Annotated in this window: 13 protein-coding genes; 7 read left to right on the top strand and 6 right to left on the bottom strand. The window is 52.1% G+C overall.

The window, feature by feature from the left end; translation table 11 throughout:
* Positions 1-18: 18 nt before the first annotated feature.
* The 6 genes from IEW48_RS08730 to IEW48_RS08705 form a co-directional block, all read right to left on the bottom strand.
* A complete protein-coding gene (locus IEW48_RS08730; RefSeq protein WP_188623474.1) occupies positions 19-291 on the bottom strand; it encodes a hypothetical protein in 273 nt (90 codons plus the stop codon).
* Between the two features lie 5 nt (positions 292-296).
* Entirely contained in the window at positions 297-467 is a 171-nt protein-coding gene (locus tag IEW48_RS08725) for a hypothetical protein (protein WP_007504608.1), read from the bottom strand.
* 77 nt (positions 468-544) lie between these two features.
* Complete coding sequence (locus tag IEW48_RS08720) at positions 545-1,723, bottom strand: ribonuclease H-like domain-containing protein (RefSeq protein ID WP_188623473.1); 1,179 nt, start codon at positions 1,721-1,723, stop codon at positions 545-547.
* A 57-nt stretch (positions 1,724-1,780) separates the two neighbouring features.
* Positions 1,781-1,948: a hypothetical protein gene (locus IEW48_RS08715; RefSeq protein ID WP_188623472.1), complete on the bottom strand. Its 168-nt coding sequence runs from the start codon at positions 1,946-1,948 to the stop codon at positions 1,781-1,783.
* On the bottom strand, positions 1,938-4,250 hold the full coding sequence (locus tag IEW48_RS08710) for a DEAD/DEAH box helicase (protein WP_188623471.1): 2,313 nt from the start codon (positions 4,248-4,250) through the stop codon (positions 1,938-1,940). The genes IEW48_RS08715 and IEW48_RS08710 overlap by 11 nt, the downstream gene beginning before the upstream one ends.
* A gap of 84 nt (positions 4,251-4,334) precedes the next feature.
* Positions 4,335-5,189, bottom strand: a complete 855-nt coding sequence (locus IEW48_RS08705; RefSeq protein ID WP_188623470.1) for a mechanosensitive ion channel family protein — start codon at positions 5,187-5,189, stop codon at positions 4,335-4,337.
* Positions 5,190-5,430: 241 nt separating this feature from the next.
* On the opposite strand from IEW48_RS08705, the gene IEW48_RS08700 reads away from it, so the two are divergent.
* The 7 genes from IEW48_RS08700 (at position 5,431) to IEW48_RS08670 (ending at position 13,990) form a co-directional block, all read left to right on the top strand.
* Positions 5,431-7,581 (top strand): heterodisulfide reductase-related iron-sulfur binding cluster, encoded by a 2,151-nt coding sequence (locus IEW48_RS08700; RefSeq protein ID WP_188623469.1) that lies wholly within the window; start codon positions 5,431-5,433, stop codon positions 7,579-7,581.
* 195 nt (positions 7,582-7,776) lie between these two features.
* On the top strand, positions 7,777-8,967 hold the full coding sequence (locus tag IEW48_RS08695) for an acetyl-CoA C-acetyltransferase (protein WP_188623468.1): 1,191 nt from the start codon (positions 7,777-7,779) through the stop codon (positions 8,965-8,967).
* Positions 8,968-9,009: 42 nt separating this feature from the next.
* Complete coding sequence (locus IEW48_RS08690) at positions 9,010-9,867, top strand: 3-hydroxybutyryl-CoA dehydrogenase (protein ID WP_188623467.1); 858 nt, start codon at positions 9,010-9,012, stop codon at positions 9,865-9,867.
* 91 nt (positions 9,868-9,958) lie between these two features.
* Complete coding sequence (locus IEW48_RS08685) at positions 9,959-11,098, top strand: acyl-CoA dehydrogenase (RefSeq protein ID WP_188623466.1); 1,140 nt, start codon at positions 9,959-9,961, stop codon at positions 11,096-11,098.
* A 27-nt stretch (positions 11,099-11,125) separates the two neighbouring features.
* Entirely contained in the window at positions 11,126-12,268 is a 1,143-nt protein-coding gene (locus IEW48_RS08680) for an acyl-CoA dehydrogenase (RefSeq protein WP_188623465.1), read from the top strand.
* 19 nt (positions 12,269-12,287) lie between these two features.
* On the top strand, positions 12,288-13,259 hold the full coding sequence (gene meaB / locus IEW48_RS08675) for a methylmalonyl Co-A mutase-associated GTPase MeaB (protein ID WP_188623464.1): 972 nt from the start codon (positions 12,288-12,290) through the stop codon (positions 13,257-13,259).
* 74 nt (positions 13,260-13,333) lie between these two features.
* On the top strand, positions 13,334-13,990 hold the full coding sequence (locus tag IEW48_RS08670) for a TetR/AcrR family transcriptional regulator (RefSeq protein WP_007504622.1): 657 nt from the start codon (positions 13,334-13,336) through the stop codon (positions 13,988-13,990).
* Positions 13,991-14,114 lie beyond the last annotated feature (124 nt).

Raw genomic sequence — 14,114 nt, 5'->3', positions numbered from 1 at the left:
GGCGGAGCTATACCAAGATTACTTCAAATTGAGTGTCTTCTTTAATCGGTAAACATCATTCTCAAACGCCCACTGTTTTTCAGCAAGCAAGTCGATGCTATCCTTCATCTTTTCCTGAGTGACTTCAATTTGGGTCAGCCGTTCCTCAATGCGGTCTAGTCGTTCCTCAACGCGGTCCAGCCGTTCCTCAATGCGGTCTAGTCGTTCCTCGATACGGTCTAGCCGTGCATTGGTGTTTTTGATCTGCTCAGATAACTCCCTTATCGCTTGTAAAATGATCTTTTCATCCATCCGTTTCACCTCATATTTTTTACTATCATTTTACGTTTAAAACGGTAATATTTAAAGCATTTTTTGACGTAAGTTGATGTTAGCCGTTTTCTTTCGCAGGATGATATCAGGCCCCATCCTTGCAGCGGACGATTGATACCAAGCACAGGCTGTAATTTTCTTAAAATATGTTCCATTTACATCCTCCTCTAACTAGTTCTAACTGCCGCTCTTGAAGCGGGACAGAACATTCATCTTGCTGTGCCAGCTGTGTCTAAAACTCCGCATAGGAAAACAAGGTGGGCCCCTCATCTATATCACAGGCTTGCTTGCCTTTCATCTTCTTCTCCAAACGGTTAATGCGCTTCACTAAATTGGCTTCGGCCTGGCGGGGAGCGTGGCCGGGCAAGCGCTTGTGTTGTTTCCAGCGGGCATAAGCCTGACGGGCATAAAACAAGGCTTTCTCAACATCCTGCAGCTTATGTTCGTACAGTTTGGCGCATTCAATCAATATTTCCAGGCCGTATGGATGGTTGTCAACGGGGAGAGATTCCCACAGCACTAAAGCTTTCTCATAATTCCCCCGTTTTTTGTATAAACTGGCCAGTTGATGGGCAACGGGCACATAGAGGTGATGGTCGGCAGAAAGTGACGCCAGCAGTTCTTCATAGCAGTTTTGGGCCGCTTCCTCTTGCCCTAGCTGTTCCAGCCAGCGGCCCAATTCAACTTTTTCCTCTGCTGTAGAAGTTTGCCGTCCCAAGACAAGGGAGGATAGATGAATATATAAGCTGATCAAAGACAAAACATCCCATTCGTTATGGCGAAAAACGCCTTTGATCGTTTCGGGACAGGGGTCTTGCAGGTAGTCAAAGTACAACATGGGAGCTAAATAACCAGCCGTGTCTCTCTCGCGCCGGATGGACAGTTTGTGTTCTTCAATCACTGCCAGGCGGCAGGAGTGCAGTTCTTGTTTCCACAGCCGCCGGGCTGCATGCAGCAGGTCAAAGTGCCCAAAGCGGGGCAGCTTGGGCACCCGTTCCCTGACAAAGGTGTGCCTGGTTTTAACCTGCGGCCAGTCAAACGCTTTGCCGTTATAGGTGACCAAATTTTTTAAGTCACGGACATCCTGCAAAAATCCATGGTAAAACGCTGCCTCATGAGAGGGGCCGGGCAAGAAAAACTGGGTGATGTGCACATGATCCCGTTTCAGCCGGGCATAGCCCAGCAAAAATATGGTGTTGCCTGTGCCGCTGCCCAAACCTGTGGTCTCCGTATCAAAAAAGAGCAGATCTTCTGCCTCAAGAGATTGGGCTCGTGGCTCCCCTTCACTCTGTTCACCCCGGTTAAAAGTAGACAGGGGATGGGAAAAGGCAAGGTCATTCCACTGCTGAACAACCTCTTTGAGCTCTCCAAGCCGGTATAAGCCGTGCCGGTAATCGAGCGGATAGGTCACGGTGCGTACCAGGGCATACTCATCGTCCAGTACATACGGGTAAGTATTGAACCGTGCCTAGTTCTCTCGATGGGGAATGTCCGGCTGTCCGGCTTCCAGCTGCTGTCCGGCTTCATGTAAGGTTGGCTGGGTGGTCTGTACGTTTGGTTGTCCTGTTTTGTCCGGGTGTTGTTTCTCCACCGTGAGATGGCTTTTAAACCGGTTCAGCTTCCCTTTAAGTGACAAGGCGGATCCCTTCTCCCCGAATGATGTTCAGCAGGGCCACGGCCAGTTGCTTGCGGTTGGCGCTGCTATTCTCCCTTGTATCTGCACCATCTGCGGCCCCTACACAGGAAGGGCAGCCGCTCTCACACGGACAGCGGAGAATGGCTCGTTCTACTTCTTGCATAATCTTACCGATGCTTTGGTAAACCTGCTCGCTCAAGCCAATGCCCCCGGGATAGCGGTCGTACAGAAAGATCGTAGGCTGCTCATTATGCACTGCTTTCACTTGCGGAGTGACAAATAAATCTTGGGGATCACACATCACGTAAAATGAAGCCACGTGTCTCAATATATGGGCTAAACCGACCAACCCTTGCTCCAGGCGGGCTTCACCGTAAGTGTTCAGGAGATGGGCAGGCAGGCTGACCCAGGCAGCTGTGGTGTGCAACTCTTCTTCTGGCAGATGAATGGGACCGGAGCCAATGTTTTCATGGGTTTCAAATTTAATTTTCTTAAAAATAGTGGCCATGGCATTGACGGTTACGTCGCCGTACGCGAAGGAGACGCCCCTCTCTTCCCGCTGTTTATCCACTTCCAGCACTTTGAGCTGCACGGCCAGATTGGCATCAGTGTAATAATCAACGTTCACTTCCCGCACGTATGCTTTTTTCTGTTCGTAATCCAGTTTTTCCACCTGATATTGTTTGCCTTGATGCAGGTATATCGCCTCATCATGCAACAAGGTCATGGCGCTGAAACGGTCCATTTCCCCGATCACCTTCACATTGGGGGCCTCTGTTTGGTCGATGATGACCACATTTTCCTGGGAAGCGGAACGCAAGCTGATGTTATGGGCCGGAAAAGAGTCATTCATCCAGTACCATTTGTTTTTCTGGTAATGCAACACCTGTTCTTCGGCCAGAAAATGAAGGATTTCTTCAATCTCCACTCCTTCAAAAGTCTCGCCTTGACGAAAAGGAAGCTCATAAGCGGCACATTTAATATGATCAACCAGAATAATCAAGTTGTCCGGCTGGATGCGGGCGGTTTCCGGATTCCGTTCAAAAATAAACTCCGGATGTTGCATCACATACTGATCCAGGGGAGACGAGCTGCCCACCAGGAAGACGACCGATTCGTCCTGACGCCGGCCGGCCCGCCCGGCTTGCTGCCACAGGCTGGCGATCGTTCCTGGATAGCCGGTCAAGACGCACGCTTGCAGCTGTCCGATGTCCACGCCCAGTTCCAAGGCATTGGTGCTGACAACACAGCGAATATTCCCATTTCTTAAGCCGCTTTCAATTTCCCGCCGTTCTTTGGGCAGATACCCTCCCCGGTAGGCGCGGATGGATTTGGGCCCCAGTTCTTTTTGCACCAGCTGGCGGAGGTAATGTAAGATGACCTCCACTTTGACCCGGCTTCTGGCAAAGACGATGGTTTGGATCCCGTTTTTTAAGAGCAGGCTGGCAATCCGCCGGGCTTCAAGCGTGGCGCTGTGGCGAATATTTAACGGTTTGTTGACCACCGGCGGATTATACAGGATAAAATGTTTCTTCCCCCTGGGGGCGCCGTTGTTGTCAACCAGCACCATGGGTTCACCGGTGAGCTGCTCAGCCAGCTCCTTGGGGTTGGCAATGGTGGCTGACGTGCAGAAAAACTGGGGCGAACTGCCGTAAAAGCGGCAGATCCGCTTCAGGCGGCGCAGCACATTGGCCACATGGCTGCCGAAAACCCCCCGGTAGGTGTGCAGTTCATCTATCACGACATACTTCAGGTTTTCAAACAGGGCAACCCATTTGGTGTGATGGGGCAGGATAGCCGCATGAAGCATATCCGGATTAGTCAAGACCACATGTCCCGCTTGGCGGATCACTTGCCGGATATTGGCTGGCGTGTCACCATCATAGGTATGGGTTTTAATGTCTGCGTTCATGTCGTCCACAAAAGTTTGCAATTCTGTTTTCTGATCCTGGGCCAAAGCTTTGGTCGGAAACAGATATAATGCTCTGGTGTGGGGATTGTTAGCAATAGCATTTAAAACAGGCAGATTGTAGCACAGTGTTTTGCCCGAAGCTGTCGGGGTGACAGCGACAAAATTTTTGCCTTCCAGAGCCGCTTCCAAGGCCGTGGCTTGGTGTGTGTACAGTGCCTTGATGCCCCGTTGTTCCAGGGCTTTCCGTACTGTGGGGTGCAACGCCTCAGGAAACGGGGCATATTTTGCCTCTTGGGAAGGCAATGTAACCCACTCCACAATGTGGTCAGCAAAGGCCGGGTCTTGCTTCAACTCTTCCAGAAGTTGGGCAACGTTTTTTCTGGTGTACACCGCTCTTTCTCACTCTCCCATTAACATGCCGTCCAGATTGCTCAACCCCATTGTAGCGAATGGGTGTTCGTTTGGCAAATCTGGTTAACGTGCTTGATGTTGATGCACCACCAGCTGCGGAAAGGGAATGTCAATACCCTCCTGATCAAAGCGTTCTTTAACCATTTTTCTCAGTTTGCGGGCCAAGGCCCAATGCGTCATGGGACGGCAGGGGACGGTGATACGGATGACAACTTCTGATTCACCCAGATCCTGCACACCCAACACGCTGGGATCACCCACCACATCTTCTTCAGTTTGGGCAAACTCAGCCAACAACTTTTCCAGTACTTGCTCCGCTCTGTTAATGGGGGTATCGTAGGAGATGCCCACGTCTAATACAGCGACGGCGTTTTCCCGGGAATAGTTCGTCACTTCGGTGATATGCCCATTGGGAATGATATGCACCTGTCCCGTAAATTCTTTTATTTTAGTGATGCGCAGGCCAAATTCTTGCACTGTTCCGGTATATTGGCCAATAGTGACAAAATCCCCCACGGAAAACTGGTCCTCCAGCAAGATAAAAAAACCGCTCAGCACATCACGGACCAAATTTTGGGCGCCAAAACCGACCGCCAGTCCCACAATACCCAAGCCGGCTAAAACAGGCCCGATGCTGAAACCCAATTCAGCCAAAATGACCAGAATAGCTATAAAATAAATCACATTGCGCAATACGCTGTTGAGCAGACTCTGAATTGTTTGCTGCCGTTCACTGGGCAAGGATAAGAAGCGGTTGTGACGGACAGTAAGCAGCTTGTGTACCATACGTTGGCCAAGGCTGATCACCAGGCGGGCCAATAACATAATCACCACAATTTTGAGCAGCACATAGCCTGCTTGCACCCAAAAGGCACCGCTGGTTAACCAAGCCATCAGAGCATACATGATGTCGATCACTGTCAAACCTCCTTAAAAAGTATCTGGATAAATTTTGCCCACAAATCATCATTTCTTTCATAGAAAATGAATGACTATTCATTCAATGTATGTTATAATAAAATCACCAACTGTCAGTAAATTAGAAATATACAGTGACAGGAACGCTTTTGGCTGCTATAATAAACTTAAATCCGCAGAATGAGCGTTCAGTCGAAAAGGTTTCTGGCACACAGTGATACCCACAAAGGAGGCACTTTTGATGAACGGACTGGCCATACTCAATCTGATCGCTTTTTTTGCCATACTCGCCTATGTCTTGTACCTGTTCACCCATATCTTATACAGCCGCTACCTGTACATCAAACTGGGGCAGGAAGCGGACTTTAAAAAAGCCTTTAAAGAACGGCTGAACGAGATCTTGGTGCAAGTGTTTGGCCACTCCAAACTGTTTAAGGATAAAAAGAGCGGCCTGATGCACTTTGTGATGTTTTACGGCTTTATCATTCTCCAGTTCGGGGCCATCGACCTGATCGGCAAGGGTTTAAGCGGTAACCCGTACTGGTTAAAAGAGCTTGTTTTTGGCAGCGCTTACGGGGCCTTTGTCTTTATGCAGGAGATCACCGTGCTGTTGATCATTCTGGCGGCCGGCTATGCCTTCTACCGCCGCTTTATTGAGAAACTGCCGCGGCTGAAGCGCAACTTTAAAGCCAGCCTGGTGATCATCTTTCTGTTCACCCTGATGCTGACCGTGCTCTTGTCCTTAACCATGGAAGCCGTCATCATGCTCAAGGCAGGGGATCTGGCCGGCTATACCCTGGCCCATCCCATTACCTCTGTCCTGGCCAGTGGCTTAACCGGTTTGTCGGACGGGGCAGCGAAGGCCTTGTTTTACCTCTTCTGGTGGGCCCACAACCTGGTGCTGTTTGCCTTCTTAATCTATGTGCCCCAGTCCAAGCACTTCCACCTGATCATGGCGCCGGTCAACATTTTCTTAAAGCGCATGGATCCGCCAGGCAAACTGCAGCCCATTGACTTTGAAGATGAGACAGCCGAAGAATTTGGCGTGGGCAGGATTGAAAACTTTACCCAGAAGCAGCTGATGGATCTGTATGCCTGCGTGGAATGCGGCCGCTGCACCAACGTTTGTCCGGCGGCAGGCACCGGTAAAATGCTCAGTCCCATGGACATGATCGTCAAACTGCGCGACCACCTGACGGAAAAGGGGGCGGCCATCACCTCCCGCACGCCGTGGATGCCGGCCTTTGCCTTCAAGGGCACCACCGCCAACCAGCTGGCACTGGCCACCGCCAGCATCCAGTCCGGGGAAAATGAAGCGGCTGCTGCCGCAGAAGCCAAACTGACACATGTCAACTATGACAAGCAAATGATTGGTGACGTGATGACCGAAACCGAACTGTGGGCCTGTACCACCTGCCGCAACTGCGAAGAAATCTGTCCTGTAGGTAACGAACATGTGGACAAAATCGTCGACATGCGCCGCTATCTAGTCCTGACCCAGGGTGAGATGCCGGCTGAGGCCACCCGTGTCTTCAACAACATTGAGCGCCAAAGCAACCCCTGGGGCTTAAACCGCAAGGAACGCATCAACTGGCGGGACGAACGGGACGACATCAACGTGCCCACCGTTAAAGAAGTGGATGAGTTTGAATACCTGTGGTTTGTGGGCTCCATGGCCAGCTTCGACAACCGCAACAAAAAAGTGGCCCAAGCCTTTGCCAAAATCTTAAACACTGCCGGAGTCAAATTTGCCATCCTGGGCAACGAGGAGAAAAACTCCGGGGACACGCCGCGCCGCATGGGCAATGAATACCTGTTCCAGCAGCTGTGCCTGGAGAACATCGCCACCTTTGAAAAATACAACGTGAAAAAAATTGTCACCACTTGTCCGCATACTTACAACATTTTGAAAAACGAATACCCGGACTTTGGGCTTGAGGCGGAAGTGATCCACCATACCGAACTGATATACCAGCTGATCAAGGAAGGGCGTCTCAAACTGGGCAAGGAGATCAACCAGCGCATCACTTACCATGACTCCTGCTATCTGGGCCGGTACAACGGTATCTATGACATCCCCCGGGAAATCTTAAAAGCCATCCCCGGTGTGGAACTGGTGGAAATGGAACGCAACCGGGACTTAGGTATGTGCTGCGGTGCCGGTGGCGGCATGATGTGGCTGGAAGAAGACCAGGGCAAACGGGTCAACCTGGCCCGCACAGAGCAAGCCTTGGCTGTTAAACCGGATACCATCTCCAGTGCCTGTCCGTATTGCCTGACCATGATGTCGGACGGCACCAAGATGCTGGAAGTGGAAGATTCCATCGCGACCAAGGACATTGCAGAGATTGTGGCCGAAGCGCTGGAAACGGAGCAATCTGTCGTTCATTAAAACTTTTGAATATAAGCAAGAAAAACATAAGCAGAAAAACGCTCGGTCAGGACAAACAGTGCACCATACAGTATTGACCGTTAACCCGATGCCGGCCAGGCATCGGGTATCGGTCACTGAAGCGAAACTGAATGAGCGTTCAGTCTAGAACGGCAGTCTGGAATGCTTACTTTAAATGAAGAGGAGGAACTTGACATGCCGTCCACAGTGATTGTCAGTGCGTCCCGCACCCCCATCGGCAAATTTGGAGGCGTTTTCAGGACAGTCCCTGCTGTGGAACTGGGAGCGGTCAGCCTGAAAGAAACATTGTCACGGGCAGAATGGGCCCCTGAAAAGGTTGACCACGTGATCATGGGCATGGTGCTCCAAGGAGGAGCAGGGCAGATTCCTTCCCGCCAGGCGGCCAGAAAAGCGGGACTGCCCTGGGAGGTAGAGAGCGAAACGATCAACAAGGTCTGTGCTTCAGGCTTAAGGGCGGTCACACTGGCTGACCAAATGATCCGTGCTGGGGATGCGGAGGTGATTTTGGCCGGGGGAATGGAGAGCATGAGCCAGGCCCCCTACATCTTGCCCAAGGCCCGCTGGGGATACCGGATGGGTGATCAAGCTGCGGTCGATCTGATGGTACATGACGGCTTAACCTGCCCCTTTGATCACGTGCATATGGCTGTCCACGGCAGCAATGTGGCCGCTGAGTATGGCATAGACCGCCAAGCGCAGGATGAATGGGCTTTGCGCAGCCATCGCCGCGCTGTAGAAGCGACAGAAAAAGGCTGGTTTAGAGAGGAGATTGTGCCGGTTACGGTCCAAGAGCGCAAGAAGGAGCCGAGAGTGGTTGATACAGACGAAGCACCGCGCAAGGATACCAGCTTGGAAGCCTTGGCCAAGCTGCCGCCCGTGTTCACCTCTGACGGAACCATTACAGCAGGCAATGCGCCCGGCGTGAATGACGGGGCCAGTTCCCTGCTGCTTATGTCTCTGGCACGGGCTAAACAGGAAGGCAGGCGTCCTTTGGCCACCATCCTGGGGCATGCGGCAGTGGCTGATCAGGCACCGTATATTGCCCGCACCCCGGCCCTGGCGATCCAAAAGCTGTTGGCGAAGACAGGTTACCGCTTGGAGCAGATTGACCTCTTGGAAGTGAATGAAGCGTTTGCTGCCGTGGTGCTGACCAGCGGTAAAATCTTAGGCTGGGATGAGGACAAAGTGAATGTCCACGGCGGCGCCATTGCTTTAGGACATCCCATTGGGGCCAGTGGTGCACGGATCTTGACGACGCTCATCTATGCCCTCCGGCGCCGTGGAGGAGGGCTGGGCATTGCGGCCATTTGCAGCGGAGCAGCACAGGGAGATGCCATTCTGATCAAAGTGGATGAAGAATTTTAACATAAGGAAATCATCACGGACTGGATGATGGGAGGTTTGAACATGGAGCTGAAAAAGATTATGGTGATCGGAGCCGGCCAAATGGGCTCCGGGATTGCCCAGGTGGTGGCTCAAGCAGGAATCAATGTGCTTTTGCAAGATTTGACAGATGATTTTCTGAACCGGGGTCTCTCCCGCATCCGCCACAACCTGGACCGTCAAGTGCAAAAAGGCCGCATGTCTGCCGGGGAAAAAGAAGCGATTCTGCACAGGATTGAGCTGACAACGGATGTGGCCGCTGGAAAAGATGTGGACATGGTGATTGAAGCAGCAGTGGAGGACATGGAGGTAAAGAAAAATATTTTCACCCGTTTGGATGATACCACGCCGGAGCATGCCATTTTGGCCACCAACACCTCTTCCTTGCCCATTACAGAGATTGCCGCTGTCACCAAACGGCCGGAAAAAGTGATCGGCATGCACTTTATGAATCCGGTGCCGGTCATGAAGCTGGTAGAAATTATCCGGGGTTTGGCGACCAGTGATGAAGTGTATCAGGCCGTGTATGATCTGGCGCTCAAGCTGGAAAAAACGCCGGTGGAAGTGAACGACTTCCCGGGGTTTGTCTCCAACCGTGTCCTGATGCCCATGATTAACGAAGCGATTTACACGGTGTATGAAGGGGTGGCCAGTCCGGAAGATGTCGACCAGGTGATGAAACTGGGCATGAACCATCCCATGGGACCGCTTGAGCTGGCTGACTTTATCGGTTTGGATACCTGCTTATACATTATGGAAACCCTGCATGAGGGCTTTGGCGACGATAAATACCGGCCTTGCCCCTTATTGCGCAAGTATGTGAAAGCCGGCTGGCTCGGCCGGAAAACAGGGCGCGGCTTTTACCGCTATGACCAGCAATAACACCCCTTCTAAGCGGGACCTGAACATCAGAAAGAGAACACGGCATGAGTGGTGAGAACCGCTGGACACATCAACCATGGGGGAGACAATGATGAATTTGCGTTTTACAGAAGAACAAGAGATGATGCGCCGCATGGTGCGTGAATTTGCCCAGGAAGAGATTGCTCCCATCGTGGAGCACATGGACCGGACCGATGAGTTTCCGCGCCAGATCATCACCAAAATGGGCGAACTGGGGCTGATGGGGATCCCCATTCCAGAAAAATGGGGCGGAAGCGGCGCCGATTTCATCTCCTACATTATTGCCATCCATGAACTGTCCAAGGTGTCCGCCACCATCGGGGTGATTCTTTCTGTGCACACCTCACTGGGGACCAATCCCATCCTGTATTTCGGGACAGAGGAGCAGAAACAGCATTATATCCCCAAGCTGGCCTCAGGCCAATATCTGGCTGCTTTTGCCTTAACGGAACCCCACGCGGGTTCTGACGCAGGGAGTATCCGCACCCGGGCCGTCAAGGAAGGGGGCTATTATGTGCTGGACGGCCGCAAGGTGTTTATCACCAACGGGGGTGAGGCGGATGTGTACATGACCTTTGCGGTCACCGACCCGGAAAAAGGCAAAAAAGGCATTACTGCGTTTATCGTGGAAAAAGATACGCCGGGACTCGTCATCGGCAAAAAGGAGAAAAAAATGGGTTTACAAGGCTCCAGCACAACCGAGCTGATTTTTGAACAAGCCAGGGTGCCTGCCTCTAACAGACTGGGTGAGGAAGGCATGGGCTACACCATCGCCATGGCTAATCTGGATGGGGGGCGCATCGGCATTGCCGCCCAAAGTCTGGGGATCGCCGAAGCGGCGCTGGAGCTGGCCAAAGGCTATGCTGAAGAGCGGAAGCAATTTGGCAAACCGATCGGCCAGCAGCAAGCCATTGCGTTTAAACTGGCCGACATGGCCACAGAGGTGGAAGCAGCCAAACTGCTCACCTACCGCGCCGCCCAGCTGCACCAGGAAGGGCAGCGCTGCGGACGGGAATCCTCCATGGCCAAACTGTTTGCCTCGGATACGGCCATGAAGGTGACCACGGAAGCGGTTCAGGTCTTTGGCGGCTATGGTTACACCAAGGAATATCCTGTGGAACGCCTGTTCCGCGATGCCAAGGTGACCCAAATCTATGAAGGGACAAACCAGATCCAGCGCTTGGTGATTGCCAAACATCTCTTGGCTTGACATGGAGCGAAAGGGGAGGAAAAAATCATGAATTTTAAATTGTCGGAAGAGCATGAGATGATCCGCAAAATGGTGCGCGACTTCGCTGAAAACGAAGTGGCGCCGACAGCGGCCGAACGGGATGAAGAAGAGCGCTTTGACCGGGAGATTTTTGACAAAATGGCCGAGCTTGGCTTAACCGGCATCCCTTGGGATGAAAAGTACGGGGGCATCGGCTCTGATTATTTGAGTTATGTCATCGCCGTGGAAGAATTGTCCCGGGTCTGCGCCTCAACGGGTGTGACCTTGTCTGCCCATGTCTCCCTGGCCAGCTGGCCTATCTACAAATTTGGCACTGAAGAGCAGAAACAGCGCTTTTTAAAACCGCTGGCCCAAGGCACCAAGCTGGGGGCTTACGGCTTGACTGAGCCGGGATCCGGATCTGATGCGGCAGCCATGAAAAGCACCGCCAAACGGGAAGGGGATTACTATATCCTCAACGGGAATAAAATTTTTATCACCAATGGTGGCGAAGCGGAAATCTATGTGGTCTTTGCTTTAACCGACCCGGAGAAAAAACATAAAGGTGTGACGGCCTTTATTCTGGAAAAGGGGATGGAAGGCTTCCGCTTCGGCAAGAAGGAAAGCAAACTGGGCATTCGCTCTTCCCCCACTCTGGAAATTATTTTTGACAATGTCAAAGTGCCTGTGGAAAACCGCCTGGGTGAAGAAGGAGAGGGTTTTAAAATTGCCATGATGACCCTGGACGGGGGGCGTAACGGCATTGCGGCCCAGGCCGTAGGCATTGCCCAGGGGGCCCTTGACCACGCTATTGCTTATGCGAAGGAACGGAAGCAGTTTGGCAAGCCTATCGCAGAGCAGCAGGGCATCCAGTTTATGCTGGCTGATATGGCCACTAAGGTTGAAGCCGCCCGTTTGCTCACTTATCAGGCGGCTTGGGCGGAAAGTGAAGGCCTGCCCTACGGCCTAAAATCGGCCATGTCCAAATTATTTGCTGGTGACATCGCCATGGAAGTGACAACCAATGCTGTGCAAGTGTTTGGCGGCTATGGCTACACCAAAGAATATCCCGTGGAACGGTTCATGCGCGACGCCAAAATTACGCAAATCTATGAAGGCACCAACGAGATCCAGCGCCTGGTCATTTCCAGATACCTGCTCAAAGATTAAGCCGGAATGTGGTGATTGGATGCATCCCTTAGCCGAACGGATTATACAAAAAGATGTCAGAGCTTTGGCCAGAGCCATATCTTACGTAGAAGACCAGCATCCTGACCGCCTGGCCCTGTTGAAAGATGTGCATGCCTATCAAAGGCAGAGCTATATTATCGGGATCACGGGACCGCCCGGAGCAGGCAAAAGTTCCCTCGTCAGCGAACTGGTTGCCTTTTTGCGCCGCCAAAACTTAACGGTGGGCATTGTGGCGGTGGACCCCACAAGCCCTTTCACTGGCGGGGCCATTTTGGGGGACAGGGTACGCATGTCCCCCCATTATACCGACCCCGGCGTGTATATCCGCAGCATGGGCACCCGGGGCAGTCTCGGGGGGCTAGCCAGAGCCACCAAAGAAGCGGTCCGTTTAATCGCTGCCTTTGGCAAGGATGTCATTATCATTGAAACGGTTGGGGTTGGACAATCGGAACTGGATATCATGCATGCGGCGGACTCGGTGGCTTTGGTGCTCAACCCCGGCGCTGGCGATGTGGTGCAGGCTTTTAAAGCAGGGATTATGGAAATTGCTGACCTGTACGTGATTAATAAAGCTGATTTGCCTGGAGCTGAGAAAATGAAAGCGGAAATTGAGCACATGCTGGATTTGGTCAAACATGATGCCCCCTGGCGTCCGCCGATTGTGAAAACCGTCAGCACCAAAAAAGAAGGCATTGCTGAACTGTGGCAGACCTTGGCAGACCATCGCCGCTATCTGGAGCGTTCCGGTGAAGGCCAGCGGCGGCAGAACTTGCGGGCTGTGGCAGAGATGCTGGATGTGCTCAAGCACCAGTGGCAGGTTTTTATCAAGGCCAAACAGCAAGCGCCGGAATTCCTGCGCGCCAAAGAGGAGATTGCCGCTGGGCAGAAAGATCCCTATACGGCTGCGGAGGAATTGTTCAGCGCCTGGCTTAAACTAAAGGAGCCAGACCACACAACACTGGACGGTTAAACCAGACCCTTGTCCCGGACCGGGGCCAAGGCGCATTTAAACAAACAAGTTTGGTAAAGGGTGGTGAGCTGGGTGTGACACACCCTAGAAAGAAAATCCCGACGCTGGTGAAAGACCAGCGGTTGATTCAAAAGCGGCGGGAACAAATGATTGCAGCTGCTGTGTCCCTGTTTACGGAAAAAGGGTTTCACAAAACGACCACACGGGAAATTGCCTCCAAGGCGGGTTTCAGCATTGGCACGCTGTATGAATATATCCAGTCCAAAGAAGATGTGCTGTATCTGGTCTGCGATGCCATCCATCAGGAATTGGAGGACCGGCTCTTGCCTGTGCTGAAAGAGCAAGCAACGGGCCGTGAGTCGCTGGTGCAGGCCATCCGGCGGCTGTTTGAGATCATGGATCACATGCAAGACCAGATATTGATTATCTATCAGGAAGCCAAGTCTTTGCCGGCAGACACATTGCGGTATGTGTTGAAAAGGGAAGAGGAGATCACCTCTATTTTTGAACAGGTGTTGAAAAAGGGGATTGAAGACGGCAGCATTGCCATGGATCCCAAAGATGTGAAACTGATGGCCCATAATATTATGGTTCTGGGCGAAATGTGGGTCTTCCGGCGCTGGGCTTTGGCTAAAAACTTCACCCTGGAAGAGTATATCGACAAGCAGACGGCCATGATCTTAAATCAAATCTCTTATCGGGCCCAAGCGGAGGAGAGCCAAATTTCTTAAAGGAGCATTCCCGTTAGGAGCTTTTCCGGGGACTTGATCAAAAAAAGCCCTCTTGGTATGATGCAGGGGTGTCAACCACATCACTCACCATACCAAGGAGGACTTCAGATGAATTGTACACAAA

The organism is Caldalkalibacillus thermarum (genome assembly GCF_014644735.1).
Lineage (GTDB): Bacteria > Bacillota > Bacilli > Caldalkalibacillales > Caldalkalibacillaceae > Caldalkalibacillus > Caldalkalibacillus thermarum.
The sequence above is the reverse complement of the archived record's forward strand: the minus strand, read 5'-3'. Positions and strand labels throughout refer to the sequence as shown.

What these genes read in the sequence shown, in the direction of transcription:
- IEW48_RS08730 (WP_188623474.1), bottom strand. Translation starts at nt 291, where the DNA reads ATGGATGAAAAGATCATTTTACAAGCGATAAGGGAGTTATCTGAGCAG.
- IEW48_RS08685 (WP_188623466.1), top strand. Translation starts at nt 9,959, where the DNA reads ATGAATTTGCGTTTTACAGAAGAACAAGAGATGATGCGCCGCATGGTG.
- IEW48_RS08725 (WP_007504608.1), bottom strand. Translation starts at nt 467, where the DNA reads ATGGAACATATTTTAAGAAAATTACAGCCTGTGCTTGGTATCAATCGT.
- IEW48_RS08690 (WP_188623467.1), top strand. Translation starts at nt 9,010, where the DNA reads ATGGAGCTGAAAAAGATTATGGTGATCGGAGCCGGCCAAATGGGCTCC.
- IEW48_RS08700 (WP_188623469.1), top strand. Translation starts at nt 5,431, where the DNA reads ATGAACGGACTGGCCATACTCAATCTGATCGCTTTTTTTGCCATACTC.
- meaB (WP_188623464.1), top strand. Translation starts at nt 12,288, where the DNA reads ATGCATCCCTTAGCCGAACGGATTATACAAAAAGATGTCAGAGCTTTG.
- IEW48_RS08680 (WP_188623465.1), top strand. Translation starts at nt 11,126, where the DNA reads ATGAATTTTAAATTGTCGGAAGAGCATGAGATGATCCGCAAAATGGTG.
- IEW48_RS08695 (WP_188623468.1), top strand. Translation starts at nt 7,777, where the DNA reads ATGCCGTCCACAGTGATTGTCAGTGCGTCCCGCACCCCCATCGGCAAA.